This is a genomic window from Hymenobacter chitinivorans DSM 11115, from assembly GCF_002797555.1.
Lineage (GTDB): Bacteria > Bacteroidota > Bacteroidia > Cytophagales > Hymenobacteraceae > Hymenobacter > Hymenobacter chitinivorans.
In genome coordinates, this window is sequence record NZ_PGFA01000004.1 from 205958 (window position 1) to 224848 (window position 18891).

Annotated in this window: 14 protein-coding genes; 11 read left to right on the forward strand and 3 right to left on the reverse strand. The window is 60.7% G+C overall.

Annotation, left to right across the window (positions count from 1 at the left end; translation table 11 throughout):
- Positions 1 to 179 precede the first annotated feature (179 nt).
- The 3 genes from CLV45_RS20845 (at position 180) to CLV45_RS20855 (ending at position 3354) form a co-directional block, all read left to right on the forward strand.
- Complete coding sequence (locus tag CLV45_RS20845; RefSeq protein WP_100338419.1) at positions 180 to 719, forward strand: hypothetical protein; 540 nt, start codon at positions 180 to 182, stop codon at positions 717 to 719.
- 178 nt (positions 720 to 897) lie between these two features.
- Positions 898 to 1446, forward strand: a complete 549-nt coding sequence (locus CLV45_RS20850) for a carbohydrate binding domain-containing protein (protein ID WP_157807692.1) — start codon at positions 898 to 900, stop codon at positions 1444 to 1446.
- Between the two features lie 9 nt (positions 1447 to 1455).
- Positions 1456 to 3354: a hypothetical protein gene (locus CLV45_RS20855; protein WP_100338421.1), complete on the forward strand. Its 1899-nt coding sequence runs from the start codon at positions 1456 to 1458 to the stop codon at positions 3352 to 3354.
- A 36-nt stretch (positions 3355 to 3390) separates the two neighbouring features.
- Here the strand turns inward: CLV45_RS20855 and CLV45_RS20860 are convergent, their stop codons facing one another.
- Positions 3391 to 4182, reverse strand: coding sequence for an SDR family oxidoreductase (locus CLV45_RS20860; RefSeq protein WP_100338422.1), 792 nt, complete (start codon positions 4180 to 4182; stop codon positions 3391 to 3393).
- Positions 4183 to 4379: 197 nt separating this feature from the next.
- On the opposite strand from CLV45_RS20860, the gene CLV45_RS20865 reads away from it, so the two are divergent.
- The 6 genes from CLV45_RS20865 (at position 4380) to CLV45_RS20890 (ending at position 10424) form a co-directional block, all read left to right on the forward strand.
- Positions 4380 to 4907, forward strand: coding sequence for a 3-hydroxyanthranilate 3,4-dioxygenase (locus tag CLV45_RS20865; RefSeq protein WP_100338423.1), 528 nt, complete (start codon positions 4380 to 4382; stop codon positions 4905 to 4907).
- Between the two features lie 126 nt (positions 4908 to 5033).
- Positions 5034 to 6380: a hypothetical protein gene (locus tag CLV45_RS20870; protein WP_157807693.1), complete on the forward strand. Its 1347-nt coding sequence runs from the start codon at positions 5034 to 5036 to the stop codon at positions 6378 to 6380.
- 64 nt (positions 6381 to 6444) lie between these two features.
- Positions 6445 to 7473 (forward strand): amidohydrolase family protein, encoded by a 1029-nt coding sequence (locus CLV45_RS20875; RefSeq protein ID WP_100338425.1) that lies wholly within the window; start codon positions 6445 to 6447, stop codon positions 7471 to 7473.
- 285 nt (positions 7474 to 7758) lie between these two features.
- Positions 7759 to 9048, forward strand: a complete 1290-nt coding sequence (gene kynU, locus CLV45_RS20880) for a kynureninase (RefSeq protein WP_100338426.1) — start codon at positions 7759 to 7761, stop codon at positions 9046 to 9048.
- A gap of 74 nt (positions 9049 to 9122) precedes the next feature.
- Positions 9123 to 9818 (forward strand): hypothetical protein, encoded by a 696-nt coding sequence (locus CLV45_RS20885; RefSeq protein ID WP_100338427.1) that lies wholly within the window; start codon positions 9123 to 9125, stop codon positions 9816 to 9818.
- 6 nt (positions 9819 to 9824) lie between these two features.
- On the forward strand, positions 9825 to 10424 hold the full coding sequence (locus tag CLV45_RS20890) for an alpha-ketoglutarate-dependent dioxygenase AlkB family protein (protein WP_100338428.1): 600 nt from the start codon (positions 9825 to 9827) through the stop codon (positions 10422 to 10424).
- 53 nt (positions 10425 to 10477) lie between these two features.
- On the opposite strand, the gene CLV45_RS20895 is transcribed toward CLV45_RS20890, so the two are convergent.
- Positions 10478 to 13204, reverse strand: coding sequence for a TonB-dependent receptor (locus CLV45_RS20895; RefSeq protein ID WP_100338429.1), 2727 nt, complete (start codon positions 13202 to 13204; stop codon positions 10478 to 10480).
- Between the two features lie 515 nt (positions 13205 to 13719).
- Between CLV45_RS20895 and CLV45_RS20900 the strand changes: the two genes are divergently transcribed.
- Positions 13720 to 15105: an FAD-dependent oxidoreductase gene (locus CLV45_RS20900; protein WP_100338430.1), complete on the forward strand. Its 1386-nt coding sequence runs from the start codon at positions 13720 to 13722 to the stop codon at positions 15103 to 15105.
- A gap of 22 nt (positions 15106 to 15127) precedes the next feature.
- Here the strand turns inward: CLV45_RS20900 and CLV45_RS20905 are convergent, their stop codons facing one another.
- Positions 15128 to 15613, reverse strand: coding sequence for a hypothetical protein (locus CLV45_RS20905; protein WP_170061909.1), 486 nt, complete (start codon positions 15611 to 15613; stop codon positions 15128 to 15130).
- Positions 15614 to 15899: 286 nt separating this feature from the next.
- On the opposite strand from CLV45_RS20905, the gene CLV45_RS20910 reads away from it, so the two are divergent.
- Positions 15900 to 18542, forward strand: coding sequence for a T9SS type A sorting domain-containing protein (locus tag CLV45_RS20910; protein WP_157807695.1), 2643 nt, complete (start codon positions 15900 to 15902; stop codon positions 18540 to 18542).
- Positions 18543 to 18891: the final 349 nt, after the last annotated feature.

An 18891-nucleotide genomic window follows, 5' to 3' on the forward strand; every position in this document is an offset into this window, starting at 1 on the left:
AGTGCTTTGGGTAGTTATTCCTTCCTGGCCAGGCACTGCCGGGGCTCCGCACCAAAGGAGCCGACCAGCAGCCACCGGGAGGCCCAATACAAACGAAAATCGGACTTGGTTGATGTCTGACACGGCATCCATCTTCTGATAATCACATACTTAACCTCAAACCTTTTTCATATTCCCCGATGCGTACTCTTACCGCCTCACTCGCCCTGCTGCTAACTGGTCTGACGCTGACAAACTGCGGCAGCGACAAGAAAGCAGATGATGGCAAGACCCTGATTAACACTTCGTTCGACGAGTTTCAGGGCTGGATCGACAACTCTAGCGGCACGCTGAGCAACAAGGTTGCTCACAGCGGCCGCTATTCCATTACCGTGGGTGGCGGTAAGGAGTACGGTCTGACGTTTAAGTCCCCGCTGGGGCAGATGATTGCGGCCAAGCCCCGTAAGCTGGCCCTGGAAGGCTGGGTTAGAACCGAAGAGGCCAACACGCCCGCTCAACTGGTGGTGCAGGTTACGAAGCCCGGTACCGACGAGAAGGTTTTCTGGAAAGGCATCAGCCTGGCCGAAGGCACCAAGCCCGGGGAGTGGACCGAGCTGAACATGAACCTGGACCTGCCCGATAATGTGGCTTCCGACCAAGTGCTGGGCGTGTACCTGTGGGGCAACAACGCCGGCAAGCCGGTGTACCTGGACGACCTGCGCATCACCAACGCAGACTAGTTACAGTAGAGCACCTGCGGGGGCCTGTCGGGAAGCTGGCAGGTCCCCGCAATTAGTACCGGGGCTTAGGTAACCTGGTCCAATCAGGCGTAGATTACGAGCAAATCCTGGGGCCCTTCGGCGCCGGGCGGCCGGGTATATTCACCGGCGTACTGTATTGTGATTATTTGAAAGCTGTATGAAATCAACGATTTACACGTATTCTGGCTGCGCTTTGCTACTGTTGTTGCTGGGCTGCCAACAAGCTGCTCCCACCGCCGAAAAGTCGAATGCCCTGATGGCCAACGACTTTGAAGCCAGCGTGGGGTGGAATGAGGCCAAGGAAGGCTCTCTGACCACGGAAAAAGCCCACTCCGGCGGCTGGTCGGTGCAGGTGCAGCCGAGCACCCCGTTTAGCTACACCTTCGTGCGCCAGCTCGGCCAGCTCGACCCCAAGCTGACGCGGAACTATCAATTGAAAGGCTGGGCTTTGCGGGCCAGCACCGGCAGCCTGGGCAGCCTAGTCGTGCAAGTCAATAAAAGCAGTGCCGACACGGCCAAGGTGTTCTACGGCGCCTTGCCCCTGGCCGACGCGGTGAAGTCCTTCAACAAGTGGGAAGCCGTTTCGATGCCTTTCACCCTGCCTGCCTCGGCCACAGCCGAAAATGTGGTGAAGATTTACCTCTGGAATGATAAGTCTACCGCCCCCACGTACCTCGACGACCTGGAACTGACGGCAGCCCAATAATTCCTGATTATGCCCGACTCAACCCCCGTCGTCCAGGCATCCCGGAAAGCCGTGTGGAGCGGGCTGGCCCTGGTGGTGCTTTTCATCCTGATGGTGCAGGCTCGTTTGTGGGCTCCTTATTGGGATACGCATAACGTACAGGCCATTCTGACCTGGGACGCCATGGGGTATTACCTCTACCTGCCCGCGCAGTTTATCTACCACGACCTGTCGCACCAGGCTTTTGTGGCCGACATTATGCGGGAGTACAACCCTAGCAGCTCATTTTACCAGGCTTTTCAGGTGCCCGGCGGGCCTGAAGGCGCTCTGGTAATGAAGTATACCTGCGGGCTGGCCATCCTGTTTATGCCGTTTTTCTGGCTGGGTCACTGGGCCGCGGGGCTGCTGGGCTACGCCCAGGACGGGTTTTCGGCTCCGTACCAGATTGCCATTGCCTTCGGCGGGCTGGTGTATGCGCTGCTGGGCCTGGGGCTGCTGCGCCGGGTGCTGCTGCGGTATTTCTCCGACGTCATTACGGCCCTGGTGCTGGTAGTGCTGGTGCTGGGGACCAACTACCTGCAGTACACCGTCTTTGATGGGGCTATGGCCCACAACTACCTGTTTACGCTTTATGCCCTGCTGCTTTGGCTTACCATTCGGTGGCACGAGCGGCCAGGGCGGGGCGGGGCGGCGGCCATCGGCCTCACGCTGGGCCTGATGATTCTGATTCGTCCCACCGAGGCCGTAGCCATTCTGGTGCCCGTGCTGTGGGGCGTCAGCTCCCTTGCTACGGCCCGGCAGAAGCTGCAGCTGTTGCTGAAGCGTTGGCCCGACGTACTCGTGCTGGGGCTGGGCATCGGGCTGGGCGTGCTGCCCCAACTGCTGTACTGGAAGTGGGCCACCGGGCATTTCCTGTTTTATAGCTACCAGGAACAGTCGTTCAATTTTCTGCATCCGCACACGTACCAGGTACTGTTCAGCTACAAAAAAGGCTGGCTGCTGTACACGCCGCTCATGTTCCTGGCACTGGGGGGCATGGTTGTGCTCTGGCGCCGCCACCGGGCCCTGGCCGTGCCCGTGCTGGCTTATTTTCTGCTAAACCTCTGGATTGTGTCGGCCTGGGACATCTGGTGGTACGGCGGCAGCATCGGGCAGCGGGCCTTGGTGCAGTCGTACGCGGTGCTCAGCTTGCCGCTGGCCTGCTTTCTGGCCTGGGTCAGTGAGCCCCGCCACCGGGTAGCGCTGCGCATGGCCGTGGTAGTAGGAGTGGTGCTGTTGGTTGATCTGAACCTGTTTCAGCACTGGCAGTATATGTACTCCATTATTCACCCCGAAGAAATGAACCGGCAGTATTACTGGTCAATCTTCAACAAAACCAAGCCCGGTCAGGCCGACTATGCCCAGCTCGACGTGCCCACGCGCCTGCCCCGGGCCGAGGCCGAGTACGACCGGCGCTTTGTGGCCAAGCTCGACTTCGACACGCCGCCGGCCACGCCCGAAACCGGCATTACCGCCGATTTGGGCTACTACAGCAAACAGTCGTTTCGCACGGAAGCCAGCCGGCAGTATAGCCCGGCCCTGACGATGACCGTGGGCGAGGCCAAAGTACAGCCGGGCCAGTGGCTGCGCGCCTCTTGCCAGGTCTATTCCGACTATGGCGCCTGGAATACAAAGCTCGTTATGTCCATCGAGCGAAACGGGCAAAACGTGCAGTGGAACGGGGTGCGGCTGCAGAACAATCTGAGCATCAACCGCAAATGGAACCAGGTATGGTTCGACGCTCCCGTGCCCACCGACGCGCAGCCCAATGATGTAATCAAGCTGCTGGTCCTGAACGAGAACGGGGCGGCAGCTTTTGTGGATGACGTGCAGATAGAAGTGTTTTCGCCCAAAACTCCGGGCGCCAACCTTGCCGTAGCTACCGAGTAAGCCGTCCGGTAACGGGCCGGTAGACGGCGGGCGGCCTTACAGGTTGCCGGTCCGCCCGCCGTCTACCGGCACGTTGATACCGTTGATGTAAGCTGCCGCCGGGGAGGCCAAAAAGGCGACGGCCGCCGCGACTTCGGCGGCCTGCCCAAAGCGCCCGGCCGGAATACTGCGCAGCATGGTGGCCTCTATTTCGTCCACGCTCTGCCCGGTTTGCTCCACGCGCTTCTCAATTAGGGACGTGTGGCGCTGGGTAACGGTGGCCCCCGGCAGCACGTTGTTGACGGTAATTCCGCTGCCGCCCAGCTCGTTGGCCAGGGTCTTGGCCCAGTTGGCCACCGCCGCCCGAATGGTGTTTGAGACACCCAACCCCGCCAGCGGCTGCTTTACCGAAGTGCTGATGATGTTGATGATGCGGCCGTAGCCGCGCTCTTGCATCCCGGGCACCACGGCCTGGGCTAGCAGATGGTTACACACCAGGTGCTGCTCAAAAGCCGCCCGGAAGGCATTCACCGGCGCGGCCAGAATCGGGCCGCCCGCCGGCCCGCCGGTGTTGTTGACTAGCGTATGAAACCCCTCGGGATGAGCCGCCAGGTACTCCTGCAGACGGCTGGCCAGCTGATCCGGGTCAGTAAAGTCGGCGACGAGGTAGTCGTGGGCTTGGCCCTGGGGGCGGGGCAGCTCGGCCACTGCTTGGCGCAGGCTGGCTTCGTTGCGGGCCAGCAGCGTAACGGTAGCGCCAAGCTGAGCGAGTTCGTCGGCGACGGCGCGGCCGATGCCTTGGGTACTGCCGCCGACAAGGGCGCGATGGGAGGTAAGGTCGAGTTGCACAGACTGAAAGTAGGGTTTACGGGCCGAAAATACCCAGTTCCGTTGTTTTGCGTAAGTTGAGTACCGAAGTGCGTTTGTGCAATGGTGAAATAATGGGTTTTTGTTCGGGGCCCGCCGTGCGGCGCCAACCAACTTGCAGCTCGTTATTTCACTACTTCCTAAACTCACCATTTCGCCATCTCACTATTTCGTCGCACATGCCCGTTACTCGCCCTTTTAACTTTCAGCGCTGGATTGAGGAGCACCGTCATCTGCTGAAGCCGCCGGTCGGCAATCAGCAGGTCTTCAAAGACAACAAGGACTTTATCGTGATGGTGGTGGGCGGCCCCAATGCCCGCAAAGACTACCACTACGACGAAGGCGAAGAGCTGTTCCTGCAAATCGAGGGCGACATTGTGGTCAAGATCATTGAGGACGGCAAGCCGGTGGACATCGAAATCAAGGCCGGGGAAATGTTTTTGCTGCCCGGCGGCGTGCCCCACTCGCCCCGCCGGCCCGCCGGCACCGTGGGCCTGGTGCTGGAGCGCTACCGCACGCCCGGAGAGCTCGACGGCTTCCAGTGGTACTGCGAAAACTGCGGCCACAAGCTCTACGAGGAGTTTGCCGAAATTACCGACATCGTGCAGCAGCTGCCGCCCATTATGAATGCCTTCTGGCAGAACGACGACCTGCGCACTTGTAAGAACTGCGGCACTTACATGGCCGCCCCGGCGCCCGTGGCCTAACCCGGGGCCGGTACCGCCGCCGAGTTTTTCTTTCATTAATGTCAACTAGTCGGGGCTTTATCGATTCCTTTGTAAGTACAAAGGACAGCTCAGTGCTGGCCGTTAGACCATCGAAAGTTGAATTGAATGAGTGCTTTAGGACAACGACTGGGTAAACTGTTCCGCTTATCGCACACCAGCTACGTGCTGCTCTGCATCGGAATGCTCATGTTGGCTGCCATCTGCAAAGAGCCGCGTTGGGACCGGAACGACGTCTTCGTAAGTGACCGGGGCGGGTATTACATGTACCTGCCCTCGGCCTTTCTGCTGCACGACCTGGGCGACGGGACCTGGGTGACGCAGGCGCGGGTAGCGTCCCGTCCCGACATTGACCCCCAGTGGGACTTTGTGAAGCTGCCCAATGGCAAAACGGTCTTTAAGTTTCCCATGGGCATGTCGGTAGCGTACTCGCCCTACTTCTTTCTGGCCAAAACCGCCTACCAAGTGCAGGGCCGGACCGGTACTACCGGCTACGAACGGGCGTACCAGTACATGATTTCGCTGGGCTGCATGCTCTACGTGCTGCTGGGCCTGCTGCTGCTGGGCAGGGAGCTGCGCCACTTTTTTGCCGACCACGTCGCGGCCCTTACGCTGCTGGTGCTGGCCCTGGGCTCCAACTTGTTCAGCTACGCCACCCACGAGGCCCTCATGGCGCACGGCACGCTGTTTTTGCTCAATACCCTGCTGCTGATATTTACGCGGCGCTGGTACGAGCGGGGCCGCCTGGCCGACGCCGTGGCCCTGGGCCTGACGGGCGGCCTGATGGTGCTGGTACGGCCCTCGGAAGTATTGCTGCTCACGGTGCCGGTGCTGTATGGCCTCACGAGCTGGGCGGCCGTCGGGGAGCGGCTGCAGCTGTGGCTGCGGCGCTGGCAGCACTGCCTGCTCATCGGCGCCCTGATTCTGGGAGTCGGGGGCATGCAATTCGTGTTCTGGAAGCTGGTGGGCGGAATGTGGGTAGTGCCCTTCTACGCCGGCGAAACCTTCCACTTCAACGACCCCCACGTGCTGGAAGGCCTCTTTAGCTTCCAGAAAGGCTGGCTGTTGTATTCCCCCCTGATGGCGCTGGCCATCGTTGGCACGCTGTGGGTGCGGCGCTGGGCCCCGGCGGTGTTTCCCGTGCTGCTGATTCTGTTTCCGGTGTTCGTCTACGTCACGTTTTGCTGGTGGAACTGGCAGTACGGCGGCAGCTACGGCGGGCGGGCCATGATTAGTATTTACCCGGTGCTGAGCTTTGGCCTGGCCGCTTTCTGGCAGCGCTTTATCGGCCAAACCACCCGCCTGGGCGTTGCCCCGGTGCTGTTGGGCACGCTCACGCTGGCGTTGCTGCTGCTGAGCCTGACGCAGAACTACCAGTTCAGCCGCGGTATTATTGACTGCTGCTACGAAACCAAGGAAATGTACCTGAGTCGTTTCGGGCAGCTCAGCTGGTAAACTTGCTGTCCTTCTGCCCGTAGGCACCGCCCACCTTCCTTCCCACCCATCCCACCCCGCTGGCGTGCTCAAAATCGACATTCACACCCACATTCTGCCCGAAACCTGGCCCGACCTGCGCGAGCGGTACGGCTACGGCGGCTTTATCCGGCTCGAACACCACAAGCCTTGCTGCGCCCGGATGATGCAGGACGACAAGTTCTTCCGCGAAATTCAGGACAACTGCTGGGACCCCGAGGTGCGGATGCGCGAGTACGACCAGTTTGGCGTCGATGTGCAAGTGCTCAGCACCGTGCCCGTCATGTTTAGCTACTGGGCCAAGCCGCTGGACGCGCTGGATTTGAGCCGCCTGCTCAACGACCATATTGCCGGCGTAGTGGCCCGCTACCCCGACCGATTCGTGGGCCTGGGCACTATTCCGATGCAGGCCCCGGATTTGGCTATCAAGGAGCTGGAGCGCTGTGTGAAGGAGCTCGGGCTGGCCGGCGTGCAGATTGGCTCCCACGTCAACGACTGGAACCTGGACGCGCCCGAGCTCTTCGAGGTCTTTGCCGCCGCCGAGGAGCTGGGCGCCTGCGTGTTTGTGCACCCCTGGGATATGATGGCCCAGCAAAAAATGCCCAAGTACTGGCTGCCCTGGCTCGTGGGGATGCCCGCCGAAAGCACCCTGGCCCTGTGCTCGTTGATTTTCGGCGGCGTGCTGGAGCGCCTGCCCAAGCTGCGCGTGGCCGTGGCCCACGGCGGCGGCTCGTTTGCCTCCACCATCGGCCGCATCGAGCACGGCTTCCACGTGCGCCCCGACCTCTGCGCCGTCGATAACCCGGTAAACCCGCGCGAGTACCTGGGCAAGTTCTGGGTTGATTCCTTGGTGCACGACCCGCTGATGCTGGACTACCTGGTCAAGACCATGGGCGCCGACAAGATTGTGCTCGGCACCGACTACCCGTTTCCGTTGGGGGAGCTGGAACCCGGGCAGCTCATTGAGTCCATGCCCTACCCCGACGAAATGAAGGCCCGCATGCTGGGAGCCAATGCCCTGGAATGGCTGGGTTTGCCCCAGCAGAGCTTCACTAAGCTTCTGGCCGGCCGGTAGAGCTTGCCCAAATACCTCTCGGTAAAAGGGCTTTAGCAGCACCTTGCGCACTTTAGGCTCCAAATTGGTGCTGGTATACGAATTGCTGTATATGGGCTATGTGTTTACAAAGCTTGATTTCTTGTTGGGTATGCGTGAATAATTTTTATTAATACTTGTATACCATATTGGTATTTATGTTTAATAAAAGTTAAAATATGTATACCATTTAACAAGGCTATAAACTTTTGGCAATTCTGGCCTAGTACTGCCGCCTAGCGGGCCAGCCGCCTATCTTTACCCCCAATGACTTCCTTTCAGCCCACTGCCGAATTTGCCGCCGAGCTTGACGCTCAGGATGCGCTGCGTGACTTTCGTAACCAGTTTCACATTCCGCTGGCTCCCAACGGGCAGCCCAGCATCTACCTCTGCGGCAACTCCCTGGGTTTGCAGCCCAAAGCGGCCCGTGCCGCCGTCGAGCAGGAGTTTGAGAGCTGGGAAAAGCTTGGCGTGGAAGGCCATTTCCACGGCACTTCGCCCTGGATGCACTACCACGAAACCCTCACCGCCAGCACCGCCCGCCTCGTGGGAGCCAAGCCGGTGGAAGTGGTGGTGATGAACAACCTGACGACCAACCTGCACCTGCTGCTGGTGTCGTTTTACCAGCCCACAGCCACTCGCTACAAGGTGCTGATGGAAGGTGGCGCTTTTCCGTCCGACCAGTACGCCCTGGAGTCGCAGGCCCGGCTGCACGGCCTGGCGCCCGATGAGGCCATTGTGGAGCTGCGGCCCCGCGCCGGCGAGCATACCCTGCGCACCGAAGACATTGTGGCCACCATTCAGGAACTCGGCGACTCGCTGGCCACGGTTATTCTGGGCGGGGTCAACTACTACACCGGGCAGGCCTTCGACATGGCCGCCATTACCCGGGCCGGCCACGCGGTGGGCGCTATGGTGGGTTTCGATTTGGCCCACGCCGCCGGCAATCTGCTGCTGCACCTGCACGACTGGGACGTGGATTTTGCCTGCTGGTGCTCCTACAAGTACCTCAACTCGGGCCCCGGCGGCACCTCGGGCGTGTTTGTGCACGAGCGGTTTGCCGAGCGGCCCGACTTGCTGCGCCTGGCCGGCTGGTGGGGCCACGACCCGGCCGACCGGTTTCAGATGAAAAAAGGTTTCCGGCCCATGACGGGCGCGGCGGGCTGGCAGCTGTCCAACGCCCAGATTTTCCCGATGGCCATTCACCGCGCGGCCCTGGCCCTGGTGGATGAGGCCGGGGGCATGCCCGCCCTGCGCCGCAAGAGTGAGCAGCTCACCGCCTACCTCGAATACCTGGTGCGCCGCCTGGAACTGCCCGCCACGGTGCTCGAAATCATTACGCCCGCCGACCCCGCCGCCCGCGGCTGCCAGCTCTCGATGCTGGTGCACCAAAATGGCCGGCAGCTGTTCGACTTTCTGGCCGCGGCCGGCATCATTGCCGACTGGCGGGAGCCCAACGTAATCCGGCTGGCGCCGGTGCCGCTCTACAACTCGTTTGGGGACGTGCAGCGCGCCGGGCAGGTGCTGGCCGAGTGGGCCGCCGGGAAAGCCAAATAGTTGTTCGTTTTTTGTTGCCCATCTTACGTAGAAGCAACAGTAGTTTCTGATTACGTTCTAGTTCCTGTAAAATCATGGCCGAAGAATACGCGGATAAAATGGCCCGCAAAACCGACGCCGAGCTGCGCCAATACGTGACGGGCCGGGACCAGTACCGCGACGATGCCGTGCTGGCCGCCTTCGACGAGTTGCGGCGCCGGGGCCAGCCCCACCCCGACGAGGAGCTGGTGCGCCCCGCCCTGGAAACGGCCGTGCAGGCCCAGCTAGCCCGGGAACAGGCCGCCCGGGAACTGGCCGAGCAGGAAGCCCGGGCCGCCGACCCCGCCACAATTTCGGCCGCGGTACCCGAGCTGTACTCGCCCAGCTCCATTGCCATTTTCTCGATGCTCCCCATGTCGATGCTCGGGGGCGGTGTGCTGCTGGGCATGAACCTGTTTCGGCTGGGCCGCAAGCGGGCCTTGCTGGGCCTGCTGCTCTTTATTGTGCTGTACCTGATTGTGGCCGGGCAGGCGCTGCAATGGGCCGTGTTTCAGCAGGGGCTGCACCCGTTTGTGGGTACGCTGCTGTTCAACGTGCCGGCTATTCTGGTGTATCTGCTCTGGTTTTGGCCCCGCTACGTGCAAACTGAGCAGTACCGCAGCCGGGGCATCATCATCCCGATTCTGGTCAGCTTTGCCCTGGTCTGGGGGCTGCAGCAGGCCTTGCCCTACCTGATGAAGCAGCAGCCCAAAAAAGTGCAGGCCGAAGTGGAGCAGCTCCTGAAACGCTAGCTGCCCGTGGCCCTGACCTTGCTGCCGCTGCCCGCCGCCGAAGTGCTGCTGGATACCGAATTTCTGCCCGCCCCACTGGCTGAGCAGCTGCTTACGGAGCTAACCACCGGCATTGCCTGGCGGCAGGAACCCATCAAGCTTTTTGGCAAGCAAGTGTTGCAGCCCCGCCTCACGGCCTGGTACGGCGCCGCCGGCGCCCAGTATTCCTACTCGGGCCTGACCTGGCAGCCCCTGCCCTGGACGCCGGCGCTGCAACGGCTGCGCGGGCAGGTGGAAGCCGCCTGCCACACTAGCTTTAATAGCGTACTGCTCAACCTCTACCGCGACGGACAGGACAGCATGGGTTGGCACGCCGACAATGAGCCCGAGCTGGGCGCCGCGCCGGTTATTGCCTCCGTGAGCCTAGGCGCCACCCGCCGCTTCCGCCTCCGCCCCCGCGACCCGCAGCGCCCCCCGCACGAGCCGCTTACGCTGGAGCTGGCCTCCGGCAGCCTGCTCGTCATGCGCGGGCCCACCCAGCAGCACTGGCTGCACGCCGTGCCCAAAACTGCCCGGCCCGTGGGCTCCCGGCTCAATCTTACGTTTCGCCGCATCATAACGGCATAAAAAAAGCTCTTCCCATTACGGGAAGAGCTTTTTTGTTAACTCTGGCTGGTCGACTATTTGATGTCTATCAGCAGGCCGGCGAAGAGCAGACGACCGATGTTCGGGCCGCCGTACACCTGGGTGTTGGTGGCGTTGAACAGATTGGAGCCGCCCACCTGAATCGTGGTGTAAGCCTTCGGAATAACGTAGCCCACGTAGGCGTCCACGGCGCTGTAGTCCTGCAGGGTGCCCACGGCAAACGGCATTTCGTACAAGTGGCCCTGGGCCCAACGGTAGTTTACCGAGTAGTTGAAGTGCTTTGCCACCAGGCCGTTGGCGCCCACGTTGTACTTGTGCTTGGGCGTGTTGAAATAGGTCTGGAAGCCCTCGGGCAGCTTGTCCTTGTCAATCAGATTGAGCGAGTAGTTAGCCGTGATGGTCAGGGGCCGGGCTACGTTGTAGCTCAGGCCCAGCGCCGCGCCCTGGGTTTGTACTTCCTGGCGGGCGTTGGTCCACACCTGCAGAATCCGGGTGTTGCCGCCGGCGGTTTGCAGCGTGGCGGCGTTGGCGCCCAGCTGCTGGGCGGTGGGGCGGCTGCCGTCCCGGTTGCCCACAAAGCGCTGGGCCCCGATAAAGTCGTTGTAGTAGCTGCGGAAGTAGTTCACGTCTACTACCATCTTGTCGTTGAACGTGCCTTTGTAGCCTACTTCGTAGGTGCTCAGGCGCTCCAGCTTCAGGGGTGCCACGCTGTACTCATACTGGGTCAGCACGGCCGGGTTCGACTGCGCAGCGCCAATAACCTGGGCGTTGGCGGCAGCCAGCGTGTAGCCCTGGAAGCCGTTGCCCACGTTGCCCAACAACAGCACCTGGCCGATGTCGATGCGCACGTACTGGTCGAGCTGGGTGGGCGAGCGGAAGGCGCGGCCAAACGAAGCGCGGAAGTTGTGCTGCTTGTTCTCGCCGGCCGAGTACACGGCCGAGGCCCGGGGCGAAAGGGCCGGGCTGAAGTTCTTGAAGTCATCCACGCGGCCGGCCAGGGCTAGCTTCAGCCGGTCGCCCAGCATGGTGTGGGTCAGCTGGGCGTAGCCGCCCAACTCGTGGTTCTGAATCCGCTCGTTGTCGTCGGAGAAAAAGTTGCCGTTCGAGCCCAGGCGGAATTTGCGGTAAGCCGCGCCCACAATCAGGCTGGTGTTTTCGGCCAGGGTGAAGTTGTACTGGGCGTTGCCTTCGTTCAGGTACGAGCTGGGGCTGAGCTTGGCACCCAGGCCCGGCCGCGGGTCGTTGATGATGCGGCTGCGCAGCTCGCCGAAGCGGGCACTGCTGGGGTCGAGCTGGGTGGCGTTGGCCTGGGCCTGGGCAAATGCCTGGGCCTGCTCCATCGTCTGGCCCTGGGCGCGGGCACCTTTGTAGGCAGCGTTATAGGTGCCAAAATACTGGTCGACGTAGCGCACCGTGCTGCCTTCAGCCACCGGCGAGGTCTGAATAAACGAGCCCAGGAAAGTCAGGTCATACGAGTTGCCCCCGAAGTCCTGCACCGACTGGCCGCGCAAAAACCACTTGTTGCCCTTGATTTCGCCGTGCAGCTGGTTAATGCCAAAGTCGCGCAGGCGGTAGCGGCTGGCGCTCTGGTAGCTGGCCGTGCCGCGCGAGTAAGCGTAACCCACGGTCATCTTCACGTTGTCGGTTACCAGGTACGAAAGGCTGGGATGCACCTTCAGGGCCTTGGCCTGGTTGTCGTTGGCAATCAGCGTCGACTCGGTGAAGCCCGGCATGAAGACCGTCTTGCCCACCAGCTCGGCCGATACGCCGCCGGGGAAGGGCTGGGTGCTGGTGTAGGTGTTGCCCACGTCGCCGTAGCGGTTCACGGCATTGTAGCCGAGGGCCGAGCCTTCGGCGTTGTTGGCTCGCTCGATAAGGGGGCTGGTGGCCGAGTAATTGCTGGCCAGCCAATCGTTAGCCTTCGTATAAGAGCCCACCACTTTGAAGGCCAGCTTTTCACCCAGCTTCTGGGCGTAGCGCAGCTGTCCGTCGAAGTAGCTCCGCTCACCGCCGCGCACCCGCACGCTCAGGCCTTCGCTTACGAAGGGGTCCTTGGAGTTAAGCAGCAGCACGCCGTTGAAGGCGTTGGCGCCGTACAGGGCCGAGGCCGGACCGTGAATGATTTCCACGCTTTCCACGTCCAGCTCGGGCAGGCCCGTCAGGTTGCCGGCGTTCAGGTTCAGGCTGGGACTCTGGGTGTCGAAGTAGTCGGTGAGCTGAATCAGGCGCTCCGACTTGGCCGAGTTGAAGCCGCGGGTACTAATTGAGTTCATCAGCAGGCTGCTGCTGTTCACGTCGATGCCCTTGTACTGGCTTAGGCCGCCTTGCAAATCAGCCGTGGTAATGCGCTCCACTTGCTGGGCATTCAGCTTTTCTACCGTCACGGGGGCCTGCAGAATCCGCTCTTCCACGCGCGAGGCCGAGGCAATTACCTCACTGGTCAGCACCGAGCTGGCCTTGAGCTGTACTTTCACGGCCCGGTCGGGCTGCTGCAGGGTTACTTCGCGGCTCTCGTAGCCCACAAACGATACCGACAGCACCACGGGCGGCGTGCTAAAATCGGCCCGAAGCTGAAATTTGCCGTCCCGGTCGGTGCTGCTACCAATGAAGGTGCCTTTGACAAATACCGTAGCGCCCGGCAAGGCTTCGCCGGACTCAGTTTGTACTACTCCGCTAACGGTTACATCGTCTTGGGCCCAGGCCCGCGGCGCCGCCAGTAGCAGCGCAAATAAAAGCAGAAGGAAATGGTAAGGTTGCTTCATAGAAAAGTGTGCAAAAGGTGGGAGACTAGGAAAAAAAAGCGCAAGAAATTCGGCAAAAATAAAGTAGTCATGCCGAACATCCAAATTGGAATGCGCCGTTGGTAAATGGGTTTGCGGAGGAGGTTAATTGAATATTTGCGGCATAGGGCCTGTGTTATAGCTCTAAAGCTGAATGTTTCAATAAGGAAAATGTTCAATTACACCGCCTCGAGTCTGCCTGCGCCGGGCTAACAGAACACAAATCTGCCAATAGCCCGCGCTGAAGAGCTTAGCCGGAAACCCAGCTGCCGTGGATAGTTGAATGGAAGGAGGAAAGTCAGCCCGTGTACCGTGCCCTTCGTTGCTGTCGACTTAACGCTGCAAGGTACTGACCCAACCGGGGGAAATTTTCGTATTTCCGTCCAACCTCGGTTTCTTACCCGTCGAAGGCGGATAATTTCCAGCTTAATCAACCCACGGGAAAAGGCTTACTTGCGCCCGTATTCTTTCCGCTCTCCGTCCCCGTCTTGCCTGCCATGTCCTCCCAGCCTGTTTCTGCTCCCGATTCCGCTACTGCCGAGCCGCTTACCATTATGGGTGCGGGCTTGGTCGGCTCGTTGCTTTCCTTGTTTTTGGCCCGGCGCGGCCACCAGGTCGACGTCTACGAGCGGCGGGCCGATATGCGGCGGGGTGGGGCCGTGGAAGGCCGCTCCATCAACCTGGCGCTGTCGGACCGGGGCTGGCGGGCCCTGGAGGCCGTGGGCATCGGCGACGAAATCCGGCAGGTGGCCATTCCCATGTACCGCCGGGTGATGCACGACGTGCACGGTAACCTGAGCTTTCAGCCCTACGGCAAAGACAACCAGGCCATTTATTCCGTGTCGCGGGCGGGCCTCAACCGCACCCTGCTGACGCTGGCCGAAGCCGAGCCCCGCATCCGGCTGCACTTCAACCAGCAGCTGACCAGCCTCGACCCCCGCCACCGCCGCCTGGAGCTGCGCGACACTGTGACCGGGCAGGAGCAGGAACTTGCTTTCCGCCGCCTGTTCGGCACCGACGGGGCCTTTTCGGCCGTGCGCAGCGCCCTGCAGAAAACCGAGCGCTACAACTACTCCCAGAGCTACCTCGACTACGGCTACAAGGAACTCAACATCGAGCCCGGCCCCGACGGCGAGTGGCTGCTGGAAAAAAATGCCCTGCACATCTGGCCCCGGGGCCAGTACATGATGATAGCGCTGCCCAACCTCGACGGCTCGTTCAACTGCACCCTGTTTTTCCCCTACGAAGGCAAGCACTCCTTTGCTTCGCTGCAAACGCCGGCCCAGGTACAGGCCTTCTTCGAGGAAATTTTTCCCGACGTGGTGCCCCTGATGCCCGAACTCACCGACGAGTACTTCCGCAACCCCACGGGCTCCTTGGTCACCATCCGGTGCTTTCCCTGGGCCTTCGACGATGATGTGCTGCTGCTCGGCGACGCCTCCCACGCTATTGTGCCCTTCTACGGGCAGGGCATGAATGCGGGCTTCGAGGACTGCACCGTGCTCAACGAGCTCATGGAACAGCTCGGCGACGACTGGCCGGCCATCTTCAGCCAGTTTCAGCAGCAGCGCAAGCCCAACGCCGACGCCATGGCCGAGCTGGCCGTCTACAACTTCGAGGAAATGCGCGACCGGGTCGGCGACCCGCGCTTTTTGCTGCAGAAGAAGATTGAAAGCAAAATCTCGGCCCAGTACCCGGATCAGTGGACCCCACTCTACTCCCAGGTCACGTTTTCGCACACGCCCTATGCCGAAGCCTGGCAAAGCGGCCGGGAACAGGAGCAGATCATGAGCCGCCTCATGTCCCACATCCAGACCGAGACCGACTACGACCGGCCCGAGGTGCAGGCCCTCGTGGCCCAGGAAATGGCCGCGCGGAGTTAGGCCCGCGCGGCCCGGGGCGGTTTTAAACCGGCAGCCACACCCCCAAGCTCATACCCGCCACAATACCCAGGCCCAGGCTAAGCCCGGCCCAGACTTGGGTTGGGGTGTGCGCGTCCAGGGCCAGACGGGCGCTAAGTACGGCGCCGGCCAGTATCACCATTACCAGCAGCGCCCACAACGCGGCGGTAGCCGGCGCCAGCAAGTAAAACCGCAGGAGCAGCCCCAGGCCGCCGCCCACCCCCACGGCGTGGGCACTGATTTTCCAGCGCAGCGAAATAAGAAAAGTCAGGAACACACCGGCCGCCATTCCCGCCATCAGGTGGCTGAGGAGCGGGTCAAAAACGGCGGGCTGGTAGAGCACAATGGCGGCCATACCAAAGCTAAACGTGGCCAGCAGCAGGGGTAGGGGCCGCTGCGCCCGTTCGCGCAGGAGCAGGGAGTCGACGTGGCCAAACCAAAACAGCGCACCCGTGCCCAGGGTCGGCAACAGAAAAGAAAAGCCGAACACAATAGCCAATACAACCCACCGGTCGGGCTGCGCGGGCAGCCAAAGTACCCCCGGCAACTGATAACATATCATATAAAAAAGATACGAAGGCAGTAAAAGCGGGTGAAGAAACCCAGATAATATATTGGCAATCAGCTTATTCAAGTATTAAGCAAAAATTAATGTGGTAGGGGGTAGAACGCCAAAACTACCAAAAGCATTATATTTATTCCTCGCTAAGGCTAGTTAAGCCCAGCAGTTCACCCAATAACACACCTTCCTTTTGTTCTATTTTACTCTCTAACCTGTGAAATCATCTACTTCACGTACCCGGCAGTGGTGGGCTATGCTCTTGTTGGGCGTCACCACCGTTTCCGGCGGTAGCCTGTACCTGTGGCAGCACGGCGGCACCAAGGCCATGGCCCAATCCCTCGAACAGCGCCTGGAGGGCGAAGAAGAAGAGGAAAACGAAGACCGCCCCGATCTGGCCCTGGAGCAGGACGTTGAGCGCACGCTCGATCCGGCTCTGGGTACCGTGCCCCGGGAGCGGCTGCTAGTAGCCCAAGAATACGCCCAGCAGCTGCTGGCGCAGCGGGCCTCCCGCCGCCTGCCCGTGAGCAGCCTTACCCAAACGACGTGGGTAGAGCGTGGTCCTAACAACGTGGGCGGCCGGATCCGGGCCCTGGTAGTCGACCCCGCCGACGCCACCGGCAACACCGTGTGGGCTGGTACCGCTGGTGGTGGCCTCTGGAAAACCACGACCGGCGCTGCCACCACCCCCATCTGGCAGAGTGTGGATAACTTCTTCGCCAACCTGGCCGTGACGGCTATTGCCTTCCAGCCCAGCAACACCAACATCATGTACTTCGGTACGGGTGAAGGCTACTACAATGCTGACGCCGTCCGCGGCCTGGGCATCTGGAAATCGACCGACCACGGCGTAACCTGGACGCAGCTTACCAGCACGGCCCGCAGCGCTAACTTCCAGTACATCCTTAAAATTGCCGTCCACCCGGTTACCGGCGACGTGTACGCCGCTACCCGCGCGGGACTTTTCCGCAGCACCAACGGCGGCACGAGCTGGGATAAAGTTCTCGGGGCTGGTACCGGCGCCGTTATCGACCGGGTATCTGACATCGAAATCAGCGCCGACAACAAGATCTACGTGGGCATGGGTATCCAGGCCGGCGACGCCATCTACCGCTCTACTACGGGCAATGCCGGCAGCTGGGTAAACCTGAATACGGCCGCCAACTCAGGTTTGCCAACGACCGGGTACGAGCGGATTGAGCTGGCCTGCGCCCCGAGCGATGCTAACCGCGTGTACGCCATGTTCCAGAGCACTTCGGATGCTCTGCTCGATATCTACCGCTCCAACGACGGTGGTGCTACCTGGACGGCCCTGAACAAGCCCCGGTGGGAAAACTCCGACGACTTCACCCGCGGCCAGGCCTGGTATGATTTGTCCATCGGCGTAGCGCCCAACGATGCCAACAAGATTTACGTGGGCGGAGTAGACCTGTTCCGTACCCTGGACGCCAGCGCTACGCCCGTGGTGTGGCAACAGGCTACCTACTGGAGCACCGCCAAAACCAACCCGGGCTACTCCCACGCCGACCAGCACGCGGTGGCTTTTGCCTCTAACGACGGTAACATGGCCTACTTCGGGAGCGACGGGGGCGTGTCGCTTTCCACAAATGCCTTCGACCCGAGCACGACTCCGGTATTCAAACAGCGTAACAACGGCCTGAACGTAACCCAGTACTACGCTGCTGCCATTCACCCCACGCTGCCGAACTACTTCCTGGCCGGCGCGCAGGACAACGGCACGCAGAAGTTTACGGCGGCGGGCCTGAATAATACCACCGATGCTTCGGGTGGGGATGGTGCTTTCTGCTTTATTGACGAGGACGAGCCCCAGTTCCAGTTCACGGCCTACGTGTACAGCAACTACTACCGCTCTTTCAACAGCGGTGCAACCTTCCCGCGGGTAATCAACAACAACAACGGTTCGTTTATTAACCCCACCGACTACGACAGCAAGCACAATACGATGTACGCTGGCTCTACGGCCGGAACCTTGTTTGTGTGGCCCGAGGCAACAACCAAAAACGTGACCACCACGCTGACCCTGCCTTCGGGTGCGGGTACCGTAACGCACGTAACGGTTTCGAAAAAAGTGGACGACCGGGTGTACGTTGGTACCAACACGGGTAAAGTAATCCGCATTGATAACGCCCTGGCAGTAGCTCCGGCTACTCCCACCTTTACCGAAATCCGCACCGGTACGGGCTCGGTTTCCTGCGTGGCCGTAGACCCCAACGACGAAGCTCACCTGCTGCTGACTTACTCTAACTATGGCGTGGTTAGCGTGTGGGAAACCACCAACGGTGGCACCGCATGGCGCAACGTGGAAGGCAACCTGCCGGATATGCCAATCCGCTGGGCCATTTTCGACCCCGCCAACGGCAAGCGGGCCTTGCTCGCTACTGAGCTGGGCGTGTGGGGTACCGATGACCTGTCGGCTACTGGCGTAAGCTGGGATCCTGCCAACACCGGCATGGCCAACGTGCGCGTCGACATGCTGCGCATGCGGACTTCCGACAAGCAAATCGTAGCCGCTACCCACGGCCGGGGCCTGTTTACGACGGATGCTTTCCTGGTACTGTCTAACAAAGGAGCCATAACGGTCAACAACAAGTTTATCGGCAGCGTGTATCCCAACCCGTTTGTGCAGACGCTAAACGTAGATCTGAGCCAGGCTGCCGCCGCCGGCACCACGGCTACTTTGACCGACCTGCAGGGCCGCGTGGTGTTCAAAGCTGACGTGAAAACGGCCGAGCGCCAACTGCGGTTGAACGTACCCGCCAGCCTGAGCGCCGGAATGTATACGCTCACTGTCCGCGACGCGAAGCAGACGGCTACTCGCCAGGTGATGCTGCGCCGCTAAACGCCAGCCGTTTACCCAATAAAAAAGGGAGCTCCGCACTGGGGCTCCCTTTTTTATTGGGTAAACGCGGCCTACTGCCTTTGCCATTCAGCGGGTAATGGGAAGGAATATGCAAATACCAGCCGGGGCTCCCGCTATAGCTGCCAGGGTCGGAGAATTTGGGGAAGATATAATTTTGCAAGGATGCACCATTAGCAGGTACCGAACTCAATTTAGGACCTATCCTTAGTAAGAACTACGATTTGTTCATTAAGCAGTGCATGATCAGAACAATACATAGAAAGGTCTGATACAGCATACTAATATTTTTAATACAAAAATTAAATTTTTCTAATGGCAGCAAATAGAT